This is a genomic window from Actinocrinis sp. (genome assembly GCF_035946395.1).
Lineage (GTDB): Bacteria > Actinomycetota > Actinomycetes > Streptomycetales > Catenulisporaceae > Actinocrinis.
The window spans coordinates 13915-33461 of the sequence record NZ_DASYZI010000373.1; the positions used below are offsets into that span (position 1 = coordinate 13915).

The 19547-nt window shown below is 65.8% G+C and carries 17 protein-coding genes; 9 read left to right on the top strand and 8 right to left on the bottom strand.

What is annotated here, in order from left to right; genetic code table 11:
* Window positions 1-5: 5 nt before the first annotated feature.
* From VGS97_RS23145 to VGS97_RS23165, 5 genes are all read right to left on the bottom strand, one after another.
* The gene (locus VGS97_RS23145) at window positions 6-734 is read right to left on the bottom strand and encodes a hypothetical protein (RefSeq protein ID WP_326855735.1); all 729 of its coding nucleotides are present in this window, start codon (window positions 732-734) and stop codon (window positions 6-8) included.
* Window positions 731-1369, bottom strand: a complete 639-nt coding sequence (locus VGS97_RS23150) for a hypothetical protein (protein WP_326855736.1) — start codon at window positions 1367-1369, stop codon at window positions 731-733. Before VGS97_RS23150 ends, VGS97_RS23145 begins: the two co-directional genes overlap by 4 nt.
* Complete coding sequence (locus VGS97_RS23155; RefSeq protein ID WP_326855737.1) at window positions 1363-3237, bottom strand: radical SAM/SPASM domain-containing protein; 1875 nt, start codon at window positions 3235-3237, stop codon at window positions 1363-1365. The genes VGS97_RS23150 and VGS97_RS23155 overlap by 7 nt, the downstream gene beginning before the upstream one ends.
* 36 nt (window positions 3238-3273) lie before the next feature.
* Window positions 3274-3708 carry an NUDIX hydrolase gene (locus tag VGS97_RS23160; protein WP_326855738.1) on the bottom strand — a complete coding sequence of 145 codons (435 nt, stop codon included), beginning with the start codon at window positions 3706-3708 and terminating at the stop codon, window positions 3274-3276.
* A 213-nt stretch (window positions 3709-3921) separates the two neighbouring features.
* Window positions 3922-4605: an HAD family hydrolase gene (locus VGS97_RS23165; RefSeq protein WP_326855739.1), complete on the bottom strand. Its 684-nt coding sequence runs from the start codon at window positions 4603-4605 to the stop codon at window positions 3922-3924.
* Window positions 4606-4698: 93 nt separating this feature from the next.
* Here VGS97_RS23165 and VGS97_RS23170 point away from each other — a divergent pair, with 93 nt between their 5' ends.
* A complete protein-coding gene (locus tag VGS97_RS23170) occupies window positions 4699-5463 on the top strand; it encodes an XRE family transcriptional regulator (RefSeq protein WP_349262233.1) in 765 nt (254 codons plus the stop codon).
* On the top strand, window positions 5456-5923 hold the full coding sequence (locus VGS97_RS23175; RefSeq protein ID WP_326855741.1) for an NUDIX domain-containing protein: 468 nt from the start codon (window positions 5456-5458) through the stop codon (window positions 5921-5923). The genes VGS97_RS23170 and VGS97_RS23175 overlap by 8 nt, the downstream gene beginning before the upstream one ends.
* A gap of 5 nt (window positions 5924-5928) precedes the next feature.
* Here the strand turns inward: VGS97_RS23175 and VGS97_RS23180 are convergent, their stop codons facing one another.
* Complete coding sequence (locus VGS97_RS23180) at window positions 5929-6489, bottom strand: HDIG domain-containing metalloprotein (RefSeq protein ID WP_349262234.1); 561 nt, start codon at window positions 6487-6489, stop codon at window positions 5929-5931.
* Window positions 6490-6621: 132 nt separating this feature from the next.
* On the opposite strand from VGS97_RS23180, the gene VGS97_RS23185 reads away from it, so the two are divergent.
* From VGS97_RS23185 to VGS97_RS23215, 7 genes are all read left to right on the top strand, one after another.
* Window positions 6622-7077 (top strand): NUDIX hydrolase, encoded by a 456-nt coding sequence (locus VGS97_RS23185; RefSeq protein WP_326855743.1) that lies wholly within the window; start codon window positions 6622-6624, stop codon window positions 7075-7077.
* Window positions 7078-7496: 419 nt separating this feature from the next.
* On the top strand, window positions 7497-8414 hold the full coding sequence (locus tag VGS97_RS23190; RefSeq protein ID WP_326855744.1) for an NAD(P)-dependent oxidoreductase: 918 nt from the start codon (window positions 7497-7499) through the stop codon (window positions 8412-8414).
* A 1-nt stretch (window position 8415) separates the two neighbouring features.
* The gene (locus VGS97_RS23195) at window positions 8416-9801 is read left to right on the top strand and encodes a N,N-dimethylformamidase beta subunit family domain-containing protein (RefSeq protein ID WP_326855745.1); all 1386 of its coding nucleotides are present in this window, start codon (window positions 8416-8418) and stop codon (window positions 9799-9801) included.
* A complete protein-coding gene (locus tag VGS97_RS23200; RefSeq protein WP_326855746.1) occupies window positions 9798-10946 on the top strand; it encodes a glycosyltransferase family protein in 1149 nt (382 codons plus the stop codon). The genes VGS97_RS23195 and VGS97_RS23200 overlap by 4 nt, the downstream gene beginning before the upstream one ends.
* On the top strand, window positions 10943-12529 hold the full coding sequence (locus VGS97_RS23205; protein ID WP_326855747.1) for a hypothetical protein: 1587 nt from the start codon (window positions 10943-10945) through the stop codon (window positions 12527-12529). Before VGS97_RS23200 ends, VGS97_RS23205 begins: the two co-directional genes overlap by 4 nt.
* Entirely contained in the window at window positions 12510-13061 is a 552-nt protein-coding gene (locus tag VGS97_RS23210) for an FkbM family methyltransferase (protein ID WP_326855748.1), read from the top strand. The genes VGS97_RS23205 and VGS97_RS23210 overlap by 20 nt, the downstream gene beginning before the upstream one ends.
* Window positions 13052-13672 (top strand): histidine phosphatase family protein, encoded by a 621-nt coding sequence (locus VGS97_RS23215; protein ID WP_326855749.1) that lies wholly within the window; start codon window positions 13052-13054, stop codon window positions 13670-13672. Before VGS97_RS23210 ends, VGS97_RS23215 begins: the two co-directional genes overlap by 10 nt.
* Before the next feature lie 19 nt (window positions 13673-13691).
* On the opposite strand, the gene metG is transcribed toward VGS97_RS23215, so the two are convergent.
* The gene (metG, locus tag VGS97_RS23220; RefSeq protein WP_326855750.1) at window positions 13692-15386 is read right to left on the bottom strand and encodes a methionine--tRNA ligase; all 1695 of its coding nucleotides are present in this window, start codon (window positions 15384-15386) and stop codon (window positions 13692-13694) included.
* A gap of 351 nt (window positions 15387-15737) precedes the next feature.
* Window positions 15738-19532, bottom strand: coding sequence for a MobF family relaxase (mobF, locus tag VGS97_RS23225; RefSeq protein ID WP_326855751.1), 3795 nt, complete (start codon window positions 19530-19532; stop codon window positions 15738-15740).
* Window positions 19533-19547: the final 15 nt, after the last annotated feature.

The following is a 19547-nucleotide window of genomic DNA, read 5'->3' on the forward strand; positions in this document are numbered from 1 at the left end:
CGGGGTCAGTCCGCGGCGAGCCAGCTGATGAACTTGCGCGCGACTCCAACGAGCACGGGCTCGGTTCCATGGGCGAGTTGCGAGCCGTAGAGCAGTGCAGTGCCGGACCCCGGCGTGGCGGTCCAGCGAGTGCGCGGCATGGCCACGAACCAGGGCGTGGAATGGTCTGCTCCGTCGTGGGCCAGATGTGTTCCCGGGGCGTAGCCGGACTCTGGGCCAGCGAGGCCGTCTCTCCACAGCCGATGATCGGAGGTCGTTTCGACGTGGAAGGCCCCGCCGCGCTCCGGCTCGCTGATGACGACGCTGATTCCAGCGATCTGCCGCGGCCAGCTGAGCGGATCGGGCGCGATGCCGTCGAGGTGCGCGGTGATGTGCTGGCCTGGACCATACTCGACGTAGGTCCACGGACGGCACAACATGACGGACGGCAATGAGCGGTTCAGCGCCTCGCGTGACCGCTCGAACGCGCCCTGAAGGATCTGCTCGGCGTCGGATGGAATCTGCCGCACTTCAAGACGGCCGGCGGGCTCGTAGACTGCCATCGCGTGCTCGGCGGTGCGGCCAGGGATCTCGTGGATCGTGTCGCCGCGCTCGGTGTCGAAACGCTCGGGGCCGAAGTGCGCGAGATGCTTGGCCATGAGCTGTCCGAGCTGTTCGATCTCGTCCTGGCTGAGAAAGCCCTCGATGCTCCCGATCGTGAGCGTCTCGGCGAGGTGGATCAACGGTCGTGTCATGCCGCCCTCCGAGTCTGGATGACATGGCGCAGGTCGTCCATGCCGGCACAGTGGTTGAGCCATGTGAAGGCCTGGGGCGCCGCCGGCGAGAACGGGTCGCACCAGAGGTTGATGAGTTCGGCAGTCAGCGGCAGGTCGTTCTCCGCGGCCTGCGGGATCTCGCCGCCGTACGTGGAATCTCCGACCAAGGCGCAGGCAGTCTCCTGCTGCACAGCGAAGGCGTGGCCGAGTAGCAGCGAGATCATCGTGTCGGTGGCGTAATCAGGCGTCCCCGCGGGCTTGAAGACGCGCCGCTGCACAGCGGTCCAGGCTGTGGCAACGCACAGACCGTCCGCGATGACGCGGCAGGTCGGACAGCACTCGGCTGTTGCCGTCGGGCAGCGCGGCTTCGCCCCGAGGCAGATCGCTATCTCTTTCAGCAACTTCCACGCCGACTCGTCCAGCAGTCGCATCGAGGCTGGCTTGACGGATTCAGAGTCGGCGTGGTTGCAGCACGGTGCCGCGATGTCTGGAAGTTGCGGGTCAGCACCGCAGTCGGCTGAACGGGATATCTGAGGTTCGATGAACAGCGCGTGGAAGTAGCCGAGTCTGCCGAGGCGTTGGTGGACACTCAGGGTCTGTATGGGGCTCAACATGCAGGACGCCTCGTTTCGCTTTCGCAGGCGCACTCATTTGTTGTAGCTGGCCGAGTGGAGAGCATTGCCGCTGCCACCGTCTCGCTCGCCACATCGAGTTGGGCGAAGTACCCCCTCCAGCAGCCGCTTTGCGCGGGCTCAAGACGGACATCCATCACGGAATGGTTTTGACCCGTGGACTCGCAAGTCAGATCTGTGCGCCCAATCACGAGGCGAACATCTGTGGGCAGAAGTCTCTCCGCGACCGTGGCCACGCGGCACAGGGCGGCGGCCACAGACCGGTACTCGGTGCGGTTTCGCGGCAAAATGCCGAGCTGCCGGATGCGCGGTTCGATGTCCACGCCGTCGTAGGCATGACCCTCGCAGCTGTCGTAGGTAACGCAGCCCCATGAATCCGTCGCGATCTCGACAAGGGTGCGTGCGCCGGGCTCGATGGCCTGATCCCATTGCGGATGGGCAGGGTCCAGGTCGTCTGCCTCGTGGGTGCCAGGGAGCCCCACCGTGTTGATGTTTCCGTAGGGACTGCGCAGCAGCGTGGCGGGTTGCCGTCGCGCGTGTGGGTCGTCCCACCGTGCCAGGAACCCATTGACGTCACGCATCTGGTTCACCGCTCGGGGGCGCCACCGTAGCGTCTGGCATCTGGCCGCGCCAGCGTCGCCAGGCAGGGCGAGCATGCTCGCGACGCCGTCCACCAGGCGCATCCGATACGCGCAGTAGACGTCGTCGCTGCGGGACTCATCGTGAAACCGCACCCGAGTTGCCAGGCAACCCCCGCCGCACGTTTCGCGATAGTCGCAGCTCGCGCACTTGGCTGCCAGCACATGCAATTGCGCCAGCAGCGGTGAACGTCGTTGAGCGGCCCGTATATCGCGCTCCGCGTCGACCTCGCCAAGCCTTGCCAGGTGTGCGGCCGGCCAGGGAAGCTCGTCGCAACTTCCGAAGCGGCCGTCCGGGTACAGGGTGAATACGTGGTCGCATTTGAGGTTGTTGAAGTGGCAGAAGCCCGATTCGAGTCCCCGTATGCGTCGGATCGTCGAAACGATCGGTTCGAGCTTGATCCGCCGGAAGTGGCCCGCGGAGACCCACCTCACCCCGGCGGCAAGGACGAATTCGGCGTATTCATCGGGAGTGACAGCCCATGCGGGGCCGGACGGTTCCGACACCGCGTGCTGCTGAAGAACCCTGCTGGCTGGGGTGCGCCGGGCCGCGGTCGCGGTCGAGCGGCGGATCGATGAGTCGAAGCACGGGGCGAAGTTGACCGCGTTGACGGCGCTGAAGGACGCTAGGTGGTCGATGACCGCTTCGGCCCGGCCAAGTACCGCTGGCGTGACCGCGGCGATGATCCCAGCGTGGCGGCCGCGGGCGGCGAGCAGTTCCAGCGCGGCGGCGACCCGAGTGTAAACGGGTTCGCCGCCGTAGTCCACGCGCCAGGCGTTTCCGCTGGCGTCGCCGTCCAGCGAGATGCCGATGCGTATTCCCGGATAGCAGGAGTCGAACAGATCGAGCCACTCGGTATCCAGGGCGAGCGCATTGGTCTGGATCGAGACGCGCACGACCGTGGGCTGCGCGGCCAGTTGCCGAAGCAGGGTCGCCATGTGCTCCTTGCCGACGGTCAGCGGCTCGCCGCCGTGCAACTCGATTGCCAGGGGACGCTCACCGAAGATCTCACCGAGCCGACGGACCTGCTCATCGCTGATCCGTGCGCCTCCCGGGGCTTCCTTGCGCTTCTCGTAGCAGTAGAGGCAGTCGATATCGCACGTCTCGCCCCGCAGCTTCATGATCACTGAGGCGGCGGTGTCAGCACCGTCAGCGTCAAGGGTGCGGTAGATATCAAGGACCTGCGGGTTCGCGACGTTCGCGTGCGCCATCGACTGCCTCCCACTCCGCCGTCTGCCGCTGGCGGGTTACTCGTACAGGCGCCCGAGCAGGGCGCCTTGGCCGGATTGGAGGATGTGTGCCGCTTCCAGCGGAACCCAGAAGCACTCGAAGTGCGTCGGCTCCTGCTGCCCGTCGTGGTCCTCCTGGCTGGCCCAGCGCTCGGGCGCTTCCTCGGCCAACTCCAGGTGGAAGACGTGGCGGTGCTGGATTTCGAACCGGTACGGGCTGATGTCGTAGTCGGTTTCGCCGAGCTTCTTCACGATCTTGAAGTCGTGCAGGCCGGTCTCCTCGCGCGCCTCGCGCAGGGCGGCGTCCTCGGGGGACTCGTCCGCCCTGATGCTGCCGGCGGGGACCTGGATGCCGACTTCCTCATAGCTGTAGTCCGTGTGCCGGAAGACCAGCAGACGCCCGTCGCGCACGACGTAAACGAGCACCTTGTCCTTGACGACCTTTTCGGGCATGGCTGAACGGTTCCTATCCGTTGGTGGGCAAGCGATCCAGCTGGGCGCGGCCCTGCCGTTCGCGGTGGCACGCTGAGTCTAGGGACGACAACTCAGCGCTACGCCTGCCACTCCGATCGTCGCCGCAGATAGCGGGACGGTGAACCGCCTTTCGCGGATATCTCAGACGTCTGCAACGAATTCAGGGACGTTCTGAAACGTCCCGAGCCTGTCTTAGCCGTCCAGGCCGAGAGCCGTAAGAACCCTGGCGCTGTCCGTCAGGTCGTCGAGAATCTTTCCCGCCCCTGCGGCGTGCAGGTCGGCAGGGCTGTGTATGCCCGATGCCACGGCCAGAATCTCGGCGCCGCCACTGAGCGCGGCTTCCACATCCCGAGGTGTGTCGCCGACCAGCACCGTTCGATCGGGCTCACGCCCCCTGGCGTCGGCAAAGCGGCGGCGGGCGACACCGACCAACTCCGCCCGACGTTCTCCGTCCGACCCGTACGCCCCGAGGTTGAGGTCGAGCAGCGTGTCAAGGCCGAACGCCGATAGCTTCACCAGGGCATTGGCACGGATGTTCCCCGTCAGCGTCGATTGAACGACGCCCGATCGCTCACCGAGCAACGTAAGCACGGCAACTGCTCCGGGAAGCACCGAGCCCTTCGCCTTGAGCAGGTCTGCGTGGCGCGCTCCGGCTTGCGCAAGCGCCCTCTCCACACGCTCCCAGGGTGGCATCGCCAGCCCATGTAGTTGGTAGAACGCCCTCATGATCCCGGGATCGGTACGCCCCTCGGTAGGGGCGGCGAGGCGCGGTGGCCGACCGGTCAGCGTTTCGAAGGCCGCAGCGTAGATCAACTTGCTTACGCCGGCGTTCTCGATGAGCGTGTGGTCGACGTCCCAGAGGATCAAGAGCGTCACACTGCCAGCGTACGTAACCTCGATCGTCTTCGGCGCACCAACCGCCGCCGATACGTGTTGGCGCGCGATACCCAGGTCCGGTTGAATATGGCCGTGAACGAACGACTGCGCATCGTGATGAAGGAGCGCGGCGTGGACGTCCGCGAACTCGCCGCCACGTGCCAGGTCGATCCGAAGACCGTCGAGCGATGGATCACCCCAGGCCGCCAACCGCACCGCAAGCATCGCTCGGCTGTTGCGGCGACCCTACAAGTCGCCGAGTCGGAGCTTTGGCCCGAATCGCAACTGACCAACACAGATCCCCAGCCGCCTCGGAATGCCGAACTGGTCGACGTCTACCCCAACCGCGCCTCAGTTCCCCGAGACACGTGGCTGACACTGCTCGACGGCGCCGAAGAACGCATCGACGTGCTCGTTTTCTCCGGTACCTTCTTCGCCCAGACCAACCCGAGAATCGCCAAGATGCTCGCCCGGCGTGCCGCCGACGGCGTCGAGATCCGGCTCTGCTTCGGCGACCCGCGAAGCGACGCCGTCAAGACCCGGGACTCCGAGGAAGGTCTGCACGGAACATTGTCCGCGAAGATCCGCGCCTCACTGACCTACTATCTGGACCTGCTCGCGGTCGACGGATGCTCGATACGCCTGCATGCCACGACCCTGTATGCCTCGCTCTTCCGCTACGACGACCAGGTCCTCGTCAATCCTCACATCTGGGGACAACCAGCGAGTGCCAACCCACTGCTGCACCTCCGGCGATCGGAAGAGGGCGGCTGGTTCGACCTGTACACCGAGAGCTTCGACACGGTATGGCAGCAGGCCAGACCGCTGACCGCCGACGAAGGGATCCTCCATGGGTAGGACCGAGTACTACGGCGACCCCACCGCACCGACACCCAACACGCTGATCCCCGCCAGCAACCTGCTCGTCGTCGACGCGGACGGCGCCATCCTGCTGCAACGCCGCCGCGACACCGGCCAGTGGGCGTTGCCCGGTGGAGCCCAGGAGATCGGCGAGACCCCGGCACAGTGCGCGGTCCGGGAGTGCGAAGAGGAGACCGGAGTGGTCGCGGAGGTTACCGGATTCCTCGGCGTCTACTCGGACCCGGCCCACATCGTCGCCTACACCGACGGAGAAGTGCGCCAGGAGTACGAGGTCACGCTGATCGGCCGCCCCGTCGGCGGCGCGCCCGCGGAGAACGAAGAAGCCTCGGACGTGCGCTGGTTCCAGCCAACCGAGTTCGACTCACTCGACATCCACCCGACCATGCGCCGACAGCTCGACCACTTCCTCGCGAAGGAATACCCGCACATCGACTGACTGATTCACGAAGTCTCACGCGGCGCGAGGCGAATCTCGGTCCTGAGAACCGCCGCACGCAGTTCACCGGCGGCCTGGCTGATCGCAGTGTGCACCACGGAGCCTTCAGGGTAACGCTCGAAGATGTCCGCGAGCCGCTTGTCGACGGTCAGAGGCTGTCCGCGAGGACCGGTCACCATGTCTGCATAGATCAGCGCATCGGCAACGGCGCCTTGCTCCCGTTGGAATTCGTCCAGCGCCCGACCGAGACCACGCAACTGCGCCTCGAATCGCGCGCATGAGTGATGCGCCACCAGAGCGACAACCCGCTCGTCCACGCCGATCGCCCGCAGGTACTGGGCCCCGTCGAGCGGGTGGAAGCCGGTCAGGGCAATCTGCGGGGCATAGCCGATGTCATGCAGCCACGCCGCCGCGATCAACGCCGGCCGATCCTCCGGTCGCAGCGACTCAGACGCGACCTTCCCAGCGCGCCTGCCGACCGCCTCGACGTGCAGCCACCTGTCGCCGAGCGGCTGGAGCAGCTCGGATGCGCATAACTCGTACCAGACTGGCTCTCTCTCCGTCACCGGAGCATCGTTGCATGGTGGCACGTTGGAGTGTCCCCACGCGGCGCTACCCACGTGATCCGAACCACGGAGCTCTTAGCCGCGGGAACCACTCACCGTGATCTCACTAGACCGAGATTGGAGACCGTCACGGTGAAGGAGCGCGTCCGCGCGATTCTGTTCACTTCGAACGACACCATGCTCGTGATGAAGCGAGCCCGACCAGGTGTCGCTCCCTACTGGGTCGTGCCCGGCGGCGGCGTCGAGCCGACCGACCTAGACCGTGAGACCGCACTCAAACGCGAGATCAAGGAAGAGCTCGCAGGCGAGATCAACGTGATCAGCCTGCTTCACGTGCTGGAAGCTGAAAACGAGCGGCAGTACTTCTACCTGGCAACAATCAAGAACTGGTCCTTCGAGGAGCGAACCGGACCAGAGTTCGCCGACGATAGCCGTGGCGAGTATCTGCTCGAAGAAATCCCGTTCACGCGAGGCGGCATCGCTTCCATCGACCTCAAGCCTGAGGCAATCGGCGACCTTCTGAGAGGGGCGCTCTCCACGACAGGCGGACTGTATGCGCAGACCGACTTGCGGCAGCCCCCCGAATGAGAACTCGCTTCTCGGGCTGGGCATCGCGTTGAGCGGAATGACCCGTTGACCGGCCCGCCCTTGCGAGGAATGACGGAACTCAGCCCGGTATTGGGCGCCAAGGCCGGAACTAGGGACGTTTCAGGGCGTCCTGCGGGCCAGTAAGACGTCTGAGAAGTCCGGCAGAGGCGGTTCCATGTCCCTCGTTCCGCGGCGACCATCGGAGTGGAAAACATCGCGCTGAGATTCACCTCGGGCCTCTACGCGCCAGCTGGAGCGCGCCAATCGGCATCAGAGAATCACCAGGCAGGCCGGAGTCGAAGCCCGAAAGGAGCGGACGACACGGAAAACCGGCTGCCATATCAGCAGTCTCCATGCACACTAGTGAATCAGCATTCAGCGATACCCGATCGTCCTGTCAGCTGAGCTGGGGGAACTTCATGTCCGTACTCGGGCGCACTGTCATGGTCACCGGCGTTTCCGGCTACCTGGCACCTCACATAGTGTCTGCATTCGAGGCGCAGCGGCGCCGCGTCGTCGGGGTGGACAAGGTGGCGGCCGACGACCAAACGGGGCCTCCTGTCAATGTGATCGACCTGGCAGAGGCTGACGTTCTAGCACGCTCAGGACTGCTGGGTGATGTGGATGTGGTCTGCCACTTGGGCGGAGTCGGTGACATCTACAAAGCGGCAGAGGACCCCATCGGCGCGTTCCGCGACAACGCCGGGGCAACGCTGGAAGTCGTGCGTGCGGCTGCCAAGGCCGGTGTGCGTCGGGTTGTCGTGGCTTCGAGCTGGCACATCTATGGCGAGGCTACGCAGGAGCCTGTCGATGAGGGCCACCCGTGCCGGCCTCGTGGCGCGTATGCGTTGTCCAAGTTCAGTGCGGAACAGCTTGCCTTGCAAGAAGGTGCGGAACTAGGTCTCGATGTCGTCGCGCTGCGTCTGGGTACTGCGTACGGGCCGGGGATGCGGCCGAGGGCGGTCGTACGCGCGATGATCGAGGCAGCGGCGGCCGGCCGAGCGCTGACCGTGACGGATTCACGCGGCGTATTCCGGCAGCTGACTCACGTATCAGACCTGGGTTCGGCGTTCGTGACGGCCTCGGATGAGCAAGTACCGCCTGGGGTGTACAACGCGGTATCCGAGGAGGTCGTTCACATAGCGGACCTGGGTGAGATGATCGCGCGCCGCTTTGGGGTCGGGCTCGTGCGGGCGAGCCTTCGCGACGAGACCGCGTCATTCCGGATCTCCTCGGCGAAGTTCCGCCAGTACGGCTGGGTCGAGCGCGTGTCGTTTGCCGCCGGGCTTGAGGAAGCGATCGGTCTGTACGGCGATCGACCGGCTGCGGCGAAGTGACATGGGCGCGGATCAGGTTAACGGCTATTCGACGCCGACGACGGTAATCGCTGGCGAGACGCTTAACCTCCACGTCTCCACTCGGGCTGCGAGGTTCAGCGCCGACTTCTATCGCTTCGGCAACCCCGCGCGGTACGTAGGTTCGTGCGATTGGCCCGGAGCGTACGTGCCAGACGGAGTGTTCGACCGAGATTGGCAGTGGCCCGCTTACGAATTCCCCGTCCCTCGGGACTGGGAACCGGGAGCGTACATCGCTGTACTGAGAACGAGTGCCACTCGACCGCTCACGCGGCCGTCGGCGCAGAAGCTTGACGCGCGCTGCGCTCGGCTACTGTTCGCAATCAGGCCGGATTCTCCGCGCAGCGGGTGTTTACTGGTCAAGCTACCTCTGTCGACCTACCACGCCTACAACCAGGCGGGCGGTGGCAGTCTCTACGGTACCTGCGATGGGGTGGCACCGGCGCAGGTCTCAACGGTCACCCTCAATCGGCCGGGCGGTGGGGTGGGTGGCCCGGTCAAGGGCGTCGCGGACTACTACGATGCAAGTTCCCCGCGTCAAACGTTCGCCCATTGGGACGGGAAGTTGCTCACATGGCTGGACAGCGAGGGCATCGGCTATGACGTATGCACCGATCTCGACATCGACCAGGGCATGCCGCTGACCGGCTACAGCCTGATCGTCTCTGCCGGGCACGACGAGTACTGGACCGCTCGCACACGCGAGCAGATCGAGGATTACTGCGCGCACGGGGGCAATCTTGCCGTGCTGGGCGCTAACACCTGCTGGTGGAGGACACGCGCCAAAAGCACAGGAGCTCTCCTGATCTGCGAGAAGTTTCCGCCCGGTGCCGCAGGCGTTGATCCGGATTCGACCCGTGGCTGCCCGGACAAGTGGTGGGAGGCTCGTCCGGAAAACAGCCTGCTCGGTGCGAGCTATCGCAATGCCGGCGGCCACTGGGACGGGCCGCGCGAACAGATCGGTTATGAGGTGCGTTATCCCGGGCACTGGGCGTTCGACGGCACCGGGCTCGCGGCCGGGGACGTCTTCGGAGCCGAGGGCGCCTTGGTCGGCTACGAGTGCGACGGGGCGCAACTCGATTTCGACCACGACGGTCGGCTTGGCCTGACCTACCGGGATGGCACGCCGGAGAGCCTGGACCTGCTCGGACTGGCGGTACTGCCCGAGGGGCCTCGATCCGGATGGAGCTTCCCGGTCCGGGAGCACGAGACGAGTGTGCGGGCTGCGACGCTGAGCGTTCATGTCGCGGGTGGCACCGTGTTCAACGCCGGGACGACCGACTGGCCTCGCCTGCTGCTGACCGATCCGGTTGTCCAGCTGGTCACCCGCAACGTGCTGCGCCGTCTGGGCGGCGAGGAATCCTTGTGACGCCGCTGTTCGATCGTGCTCTGCGCATCGCCGTCGGGGTCAACGGCATCGGGATGGGCCACGCCTCCCGGCAGGCGGCCCTGGCCGAACACTTGCGACGCTGCGGCCACGAGGTGCAGTTCATCGCCACCGGCGGCGGCGCCCAGCACCTGCGAGGCCTCGGGTTCACCGTGCATGAATCCTGGATGCCGACCCTGATCGCGAGCCGGGGCCGGGTGCGCTGGTGGCCCGCGATCACAGCGAACATCGGCAACCTGCACGATGGGCTGCGCCGTTACCGCGCCATCGCACAGGTGCTTCGGCGTACCGGCGTTCCCGATGTGTTCATCACCGACTATGAGCCGGCCGCGTCCTACCTGGCCTACCAGTTTGACCGGCCCTTGCTGTCCATCGACCAGCAGAGCAAATTCCGCTTCCTCGATCTGCCCGACATCGGCGCGTACACGCCGACGGCCGACCGCCAGCGCCTTAGCTGGTTCACGCCCCACGCGACCCGCGCCTTCATCTGTTCCTTCGTGCCGCTCGCCGCGCCGAATGCATCGATCGAGATCATCCCGCCACTGCTCGCCGACGACGTGTGGCACTCCACCCCCACGAGCGAACCGGTGATCACCGCCTACTTTTCGCGCTACTTCGGCCACGGGCCGAACGCAAGCGCCCGCGCTTTGGCGCGGATCGTTGCCGACAACCTCCCAGAAATCAGCTTGCGGATCTACGCGCACGACGCCGACGCACGACAACTGGTGGATCTGAACAGCGCGGACGACCGGATCGTGGTCCGCCGCTTCGACCGAGCGTCTTTTCTCGCTGACCTAGCCCGCTCACGCTGCCTGGTCGCGAACGCCGGATTCAACCTGATCGCCGAGGCGGCATTGCTGGGCAAACCACAGTTGCTGATCCCGCTTCCGACCTACGACCAGCACTGGTGCGCCCGCACCGTGCATGATCAGCACCTCGGTGTCGCCTCGCCGAACGTCACGCTGAACAGCCTGCTGGCCCTGCTCGACAGAACGGATGAGATCAGCAGCCGCGCGCAAAGGCTCCGTGACGAATTCCTCGCCAAGGATGCCAGACCATTGATTGCGCAGCACATTGAGCGCCTTGCCACGCGCAAGACCAACCCAGATCGGGTCAGCACCAGGTGAGCGGCGCAGAGGTCGCATTGATCGTTATGGCGCTGGCCGTGTACCGCTTCGCGGTCTCACCTATCGCGCAGCGCTATGGCTCCGCCGGCCAGCGAGATCAGCACCGATCTGAGCCGGTGCTCGTTCTCGCCGCGAGCACCCTCGTGATATGTACGGTTCTTGATCTGACAACACACGTCCGCGCGACACCGCTCGCGCAGTGGCCTTACGGGCTCATCGTTATCCTGCTGACCTGGCGCACGACAACCGCCGACTTCGACGTCGCCTTGCCGCTGCGACCGCAGGCGATCGATCGCGCAGCATGTCTCGCCTGCGCGGCTGCGGGATTGTGCTGGCCACCGGTGTTGCTGGCATGGCTTGCTATCGGATGCGCTCGACTTCGCGGGTGGCAGCATCACGCGAAAATGCCCACGCGCGTCGTGAAGATGTACGTCGCGTGGTTTCTGGCCGATGGGCTCGTCCGTAGTATGAGCGTCCACACTCAACCCGCCGAACGGGACGGCGCCATCCTGTTCCTGACGTGTTGTATCTCGCTGTCTCACTATCTCAAACCGGCATGGAGCAAGGCGCGTCTGGGCAGCGGAGCACTCGACTGGATGCTGAACAACCGCACCCACCACCTCGCGGCCTCCGCCTACGGCTGGGGCTGGGCTCGCTTCCTTCCTGAGGAGACAGTCGCCCGCGTCCTGGTTCGCCTCGCGCCGTTCGATCGCGCGATGAACACGGGAACCATGCTGGTCGAAGGTGTCTGTCCGCTGATCGCCTTTCTCGGGCGCTGGGAACTGGTCGCAGCACTCGCGGCGACAGCGCTGTTCAACTGTGTCATCGCCGCCGCATCTGGGATCCTTTTCTGGGAGAACATCGCGACCAACGCAATCCTGGCCGCTGCCGTCGCCGCCGCGCCCCTGCGGGTGTTAGCCGGTGTCGCCGGCCCGCGCGTGCTGCCCGCCGCGATCGGGGTGCTCATGTTGGGTGTGCTCGATCTGCTGTGGCAGCCCGATCACCTCGGCTGGTGGGACACTCCGTTCACTGCGCGCGTCCACTGGACACTCACGACGCGGAGCGGAGAACACTACGGGCTCTACAACGACTTCATGAGCCCTTACGAACGCGAATACGGCCGCACGCACGGCACATTCCTGTGCACGCAGCCCCTCGTCCATGGCCACCTGGGCATCGTCTGGGATCGCCAGCTACGCGACCGCATCGCTGCGTCCGCGGGCTGCCCAGAGGCCATCGACGCCATCAAGCAGGATCACGGGACGCTGCACTGGGATCCAGCACAGACCGCCGACCACCACGGCTACTTGACCGCGATGTTCACCGCCCTCAATCACGGCGTGCGCAAAAGCCCGCTGCCGTGCTGTCTGCGCTGGGCCAAAGCACCCGGAGGACAGCTGTTCTACTGGGGCGACCTGCCCCAATACCGGGGAGGACACGATGTAGCCACGGTCTCAGCCTGGTACCAAGAGCGCTACTTCCACGACGACACCGGGCGATTCTCACTGATCAGAAGTGACCACCTGTTCGACCTCGCCATCCCCCCGGCTCAAGGAGCGTCAAGTGCGCAAGATCTTTATTGATTGCGGCGCGAACCTCGGCCGCGTGCTCGCCGACTTCATCAAGACGCTGCCGGACCACGACTTCTACGCCTTCGAACCCAACGCGGAGCTGCACACATCCCTGCGCAGTGAAGTGGAACGCACCGGCCATCCGCACGTGACGCTCTACGACAAGGCCGTTTGGACCCACGACGGAACCGCCAGCCTTTACCTCGGCCATCACGAGAGCTCGACCCTGTTGCTCGGCAAGCGAGTGCCGCCGGTCTACGACCAACAGATCGACTACGACAATCCGCTCCCAGTCCCCTGCATCGACTTCAGTGCCTGGCTGGCGCACGAAGTCGACAGTGAGGACCAGGTCATTGTGAAGATGGACATCGAAGGCGCCGAATACCCGGTCCTGCGCAAGATGATCCACGACGGCACGCTCGGGCTGATCTCCGTGCTCTACATCGAGTGGCACCACGACCGCTTTCCCGAAATGCCGACGCACGAGCACGAGGAACTGGCTGCGGCGGTAGCAAAGATCGTTGAGGTACGTCCGTGGGACTGACAACATCCCACGCCGACTGGCCCACCAGGATCTACGTCGTGCGCCACGGCGAGACCGAGGAGAACCTGCTAGGCATCCACCAAGGGCACGGCATCCAGGGCCGCCTTAGCCGCCAGGGAGTCGAAGATGCCACCGAACTCGCCGCACATCTGGCCACGGTGCGTTTCGACGCGCTATTCACAGGCCCGGCCGGGCGCGCCACCGCAACAGCCGACATCCTCGCCGAGCGGCTGCGCCCCGCCGTCACGATCCACGAGCCGCGGCTGGCCGCTAAGAACAGCGGCCACCTCTCCGGCCAGCGCCGTGACCTCATCGAACAGGAAGCCGCCCGCGTCGGCACGCCCATCCATTTGTTCAAGACTCCAGGCGGCGAATCCAGCGTAGACGTCCAGCACCGGCACGTCGGCCTTTGGAACGAGCTGGCCGCTCGACCCGGCACCTTCCTCCTAGTCGGTCACGGCGCTGGCATCGCGCTCCTACTGCTGCACCTGACCGGGCACGACTACGACCGCTTCCACCAGTACGTCCACGGCTCGGCGCACCGCACCGTCATCGACGCGGGCGTTGTCGGGCACCACATCCTCGAAGTCAACGCCCCGCCGCGCGCGTAATCCGGCCGCGAACCGCCGCTCACACCTCGTCGGCCGGGGCTCCGAACCGCTCGCGCCAGCCCACCACGTCCTCCTCGGTGATCTTCCGGAACAGCACTGGCGGAACCGTGAACGCGGCACCAGACTTGAGCGCGTCCAAGGCTCTCACTTCGCCCTCGGTCGGCCACGGGATCTCGCGTTCCCCGAACGCCGCGTCCAGTTTCGCCGCCGTCTGCGGGATCAACGGCCGTGAGAGCGGAGCGAACAGCCTGATCAGGTTCATCGCCGTGCGCAGCGTCAATGCGGCCTCGTCTGGATCGGTCTTGATTGCCGTCCACGGCGCCTTCGTGTCCAGGTAGGCGTTCGCGGCCGACCACGCCGAGCGCAGCGCATGCGCCGCCTTGCGGAACTGGATCGCCTCCAAGTGCCCCTCGTACTCGGCAACCAACTCGGCAATCTGCTCACCGAGCGCCGCCTCCGCCGGGCCGGGCAGCCCGCCGTCCGGCACGTTGGGCCCGAACCGCTTCGTGCTGAAGGAGAGCACTCGGTTGACCAGATTGCCCAGCGTGTCGGCCAGGTCCTTGTTGCACTGCGCGGCCAGCAGCTCCCAGGTGAAGGACACATCGTCGGACTCGGGCATGTTGGCGATCAGGAAGTAGCGCCAGTAGTCCGCAGGCAGGATCTCCAGCGCTGCGTCGGTGAAGATCCCATATTTACGGCTGGTGGAGAACTTGCCCCCGTAGTAGTTCAGCCAGTTGACACCCTTGATGTAGTCCGCCATCTTCCACGGTTCCCGCGTGCCCAGCTCCATGCCCGGGAACATGATCGTGTGGAAGGGAATGTTGTCTTTGGCCATAAACTGCGTGTAGTGCACGTCGCGCGCGTCGAACCACCATGAGCGCCAGTCGCGATGCTCGGGGTCCAGTTCGGCCCACTCGCGCGTCGCGCCGATGTACTCGATCGGGGCGTCGAACCACACGTAGAAGACCTTGCCTTCGAAACCCGGTCGGTCCACTGGCACGCCCCAGCTGAGGTCGCGCGTGATGCCCCGATCCTCCAGCCCTTCGTTCAACCATTTGAGCGCGATCGAGGTCGTGAGTACCGGCCAGCCCTCGCGCGTGGTGATCCATTCCCGCAGTTCGTTTGCGAGCTCGGACTGCTCGAAGAACAGATGGTGGCTGTCGCGCACCTCAAGATCAGTGCTGCCGCTGATCGCCGACCGCGGATTGATCAGCTCGGTGGGATCAAGCAGGCGGGTACAGTTCTCGCACTGATCTCCGCGCGCTGCCTCGTAGCCGCAGTGCGGGCAGGTGCCGATGACATACCGGTCCGGCAGGAAACGCCCGTCGGCCACCGAGTACACCTGCTTGACCACCCGCTCGGCGATGAAGCCGTTGTCCGTCAGACGCCGGGCGAAATGCTGGGTCAGCTCACGATTGGCCACAGACGACGAACGGCCGAAGTGATCGAACTGGAGCAGGAACCCCTCGTAGACGGCCTTCTGCGCCTCGTACTGCTGTCGACAGAACTCCTCGACCGGCAACCCGGCCTCCTGCGCAGCGAGCTCGGCGGGCGTACCGTGCTCGTCGGTAGCGCAGATATACAGCACCTCGTGACCGCGCTCCCGCAAGTACCGCGAGTACACGTCCGCTGGCAGCATAGAGCCGACGAGATTGCCAAGATGCTTAATCCCGTTGATATACGGGAGGGCACTGGTGACCAGATATCTCGCCATGCTCGGCTACACTCCAAACGCAGAGGCGAAATGCCCGTGACGGGCATTTCGCCATTTGGGCTAATAGGCGGTACTAGCAGCACCTCCAGCATACCGGGTGTAGCGCGACCGACGCCGACAATAGCGACTCTCGCGATCATGCTCTGACCAGATCAGAGGCCCTCTTGGTTGCTGGAGGCTCGCGACTCCGGCGAGATGGCAATAGTGGATCACAGCGCGCCCTACTCCCTCCGGCGGAGTCATCTCAAGTCTGCTGAGTTCGCGGCGCGACCTCCACGGCATCTGGTACCGCCGACATCGCTGCTGAGCGTACGTATTTTGCTCAGATCCATGAGGCGGATTAGGACGTCGTCAATGCCCGAGCTGGTGCTCGACCTGCGCCGGGTAGTGGACGGACGCGGTATCCCGCTGGGCGGTCGGCGACAGGCTGTGATCGCGTTGCACAAGCAGTTCGCTGTCCAGATCGCGCTTGCGGGAGGCATGAAGCGCTGCCGCCCGCTTGCTGTTGGAACTGTGCGGTGAGGGTCGACGACGGCTTGCAGATTGTGCGTCGTCCTCGCCTTCTGAGGTCGGGCTAAGTGCGCGCAGGGCTTGCCGATAGGTGTGGTGGTCGGCGCTCTCGGCAGGGATGAACGGTCCGAGGGGCTGGGTCGGATCTGCGTCAGTGATCTGGTACTGGTCTCGGAAAGCCGCGACGATGGCGATGCGGTCCACAAGCAGGTCCGCTGCCCATACTGGCTGCTCCTTTGCCGCGAGTTGCTGGAGTTCCTGGACGCGCATCTCCGTGAGGTCGCCGAGTGTTCGCAGGTAGCTGTGCAGTTCGGGGTCTAGGTTCGTGTGGCTGCGGGCGGGTATGGTCAGCCACTTCGGCTGGCCGGATTCGTCGGTCACGGTGCCGGTGGGGCGCTTGTCGAGGTAGGTGTTGATGCGTAGGTCGAGTCGTTCGGCCGGGTCGCTGACTCCGGTCAGGTTCTCGCGGTCGGCGGCTTGCTTGAGAAGGAAGTCGCCGTGGTGTCCGGCCTGTTCGGCGGCGATGAGTGTGCGGCGCAGGCTCGCCCACGTTGGCGAGTCGGTTACTGCCTGCGCGAGTTCGTCGTCGAAGGTGTCGTGCACCAGGCGGTGGTAGCCCGGTCGGGAGACGATCTCCAGGGTGTGCTGGAAGTACGGTGCGAGCGTTGCGAGCGAGCCTGCGAGGCGCTGGCTTTCGCGCATCGCCTCGGTGGCCGATAGTTCGGCGCCCTCGGTGTTGATGATGCGTAGCAGGATTTCCATGCCCGCGTACGCGCGCGGGTCGTTGCGCGGGTAATCGGTCCGCTCGTCCTCGTCCAGCGGCAGGATGTCGTGGGTTGCGACGTACAGGGTCGTGTGGAACTGCGCGCGGGTGAGCGCGACGTAGAGCTCTTCGCGGGTCATCTCCTCCGTGATCAGGGGGTGGGCGGTTTCGACGGTCAGTCCCTGGGTGCGGATGACGGTGGAGGCGTAGAGGAGCTGGACGTGCTCGCGCACGTACTCGGCTGGGAGCGTCAGGCGTCCGTGGTGTTTGTCGTGTTCCACGGTCAAGGCGCCGTCGTCGTGGCGGGCCAGGACGGTCCAGCCGTCGCCGTTCTTGACGAAGTCGCGCCCGCCGTGTGTGAGCAGTTTGCGGTTGTTGTCGCGGGTGATGATCCAGTCCCCGACACCTGCGAGGTTACCGTCACGCAGCTCGACGCCGTCGACTTCGACCTGTCCGGCGGCCACGCGGTCTTCGCGTGCCTGCGCGGATAGTCGTGTGGTGTCGATGCCGGTTGCGGCGGTCAGGATGGTCTTCTTGCCGGCCAGCATGTCGGTGCGCCAGCCCTGGTAGGCAGCTTCGGTCATGCCGTCGCGGGAGCCGGTGTGGATGCGGTGGTTCTCGGTGTAGAAGTCGAGTGCGCTGGCGTCGCCCACGCGCAGCTTGAGGGTAGCTGCGGCCTCGGCGGGGTTGGCGAAGCGGTAGAGCGTGGTCAGCTCGATGGCTCCGGCGTCGTGGGCGAGGAGGCGCAGGGCGCCGCCGGATTCGATGGCGCCGAGCTGGCGGTAGTCGCCGAGCAGCACGATGCGCGTCTGGTGCTCCCGGGCGATGGTGAGCAGGCGATCGAGGTTGGGGGTTCCGGCAAGTCCGGCCTCGTCGACGAGGATGACATCGCCGGCGCGCACCTGGAGGTGCTGGAGCGCTACGGGAACCCGGCTGCCGGAACGCAGGCGATCGGCGTGGTATCCGTCGAGGTGTTCGTAGACGAACTTGTGCAGGTTCTCGGCTGGGACGCCGAGCTGCCGCGCTAGGACCGCGGCCGAGGCGGAGGAGGTGGCCAGCGGGATGACGCGGTGGCCGGCTTCGCGGGTGAGCGCGGTGAACGCGGTCATCGCGGTGGTCTTGCCGGAGCCAGCCGGGCCGAGGCCGACGGTGATGCGGGCGGGGTGGCAGGCGAAGCGGATCGCCAGTTCCCGCTGACCAGGGTCGAGGGTGCGGCCGGATTCGCGCTCGACGCCGGCGAGCAGGATGTGCGCGATCTGCGGGTCCATGGTGGGTACGAACTCGTGCTGGGCGGCGTGCAACAGCCGCTGCTCGGCGGTGAGGATGCGGGCGCTGGTGTAGCGCTCGGCGGCGTGCTGGGTGAAGACGGACTCGCCGTCGTTGCGGCGCAGCTGCTTGGGCTCGTTGGTGAGTGGAGGGGCGTTGACGCGCACGGCGTGGCGGTCGCTGGTGGCCTCTTGCACCACGAGGGCGACGGTTCGCTTCTGCTCGTCGAGGCTGTTGAATCGGTGCTCGGCACGCAGGAGGCGTTCGGCTTCGGCGTGCAGATTCCAGCGCGTCCAGGTGGAGCGGGACTCTTCGACGGTTGCGGTGACCTTCGCCGCGAGGGCGCCGATGTTCAAGGTCTCGGCGCCGATGGTCTGGGGTCGCGCGGGGACGGCGTCGGTGATGGCGCGCACTCCGGCCGGTCCGAAGGTGGCCAGCAGCGAGGCGTGCCAGGTCCCGCGCATCGCGGCGAGCGAGCGGGGCTGCTTCTTGTGCTGGCGGGTCTCCAGCGTGGCCTGGCGGGCGAGTTGGTAGGCGGCCTTTCGGCTGGGGTCGTAGCCGTGCTCGCGTCGGTAGGTGCGCACCAGTTCGGCGTAGCGGGCTTCGAGCGCCGTGCGCCGGGAGGAGTAGTGGTCGATCATCGTCAGCGGGATTCCGGTGACCTCGCGGACCGGCTGCTTGCCGTCCGGCGTGTCTTCCCGGGGGGAGAACCCGATGCCGAACCGCGTGCTGACGATGGTCTCCAGGGCGGTGTTGTAGTGCTCCGAGGCGGCCACGGTCATCCGGAAAAGCGCACGGGCGTCGAGCGAGCGCCAGATGCCGTCAACGCCCTGCACCTTGTTGCTTACGACGTAGTGCGTGTGCAGGTTGGGGTCGCCGTCGCGTGAGTCGTAGTGGTCGAACGCGACCGCGACCATGCCGCGGGTGGCGATCTGGGCGATGCCGTTGCGGCCGGTGCGGGTGAAGGCGGCGTGTGTTTCCAGCATGTCCAGCGCGGAGGCCATCGCCTCCTGATGGGCTTGGCGGATGCCGGCTCGGACTTGCGGGTCCGGGTGCAGCGCCCAGAGCAGTGCGATGGACTTGACCGGCGAGAAAACGAGATCGTAGCCGGCGACCGCGGCGCGCTGCGCGCGGGCTTCGAGCACCATCGCGCGCTTGGCATCGGCCTCGGTCGGCTCGCGGCCGGTCTCCTCGCGGATGGCGTCGAGTCGCTGGTCCACGCGCTTTTGGAAGTGCTCGGGCGGTTCGTAGCTGCGGAAGGGTCCGCCGAGTTCGGCGGCCTTGTCCGCAGCCTGCTGAACCTTCTTGGCGTGGGCCGGAGTGAGGTCTTCGCGCAGGTGCTCGGCGAGGTATTCCTTCTTGATTCGCTCGGCCTCGGGGTGGATGCCCAGGCCGAACAGGTTGCGCATGGCCTGCTCGGTGACCTCGCGGGTTCGCAGGTCCAGCGTGGCCAGTCCGCGGCCGGCCCAGCGTCCGGGCGGGTTGCCCTCGGCGGTGTAGTAGTCGGTGGCGTCCTGGCCGCGTTCGCGCTGTACGTCGCCGCCTGCGATGTGGCGGGTCAGGTAGGTGTAGCCGTCTCCGGCGGTCAGCTTGTGAAGGGACAACACGCGGCCACACCTCCC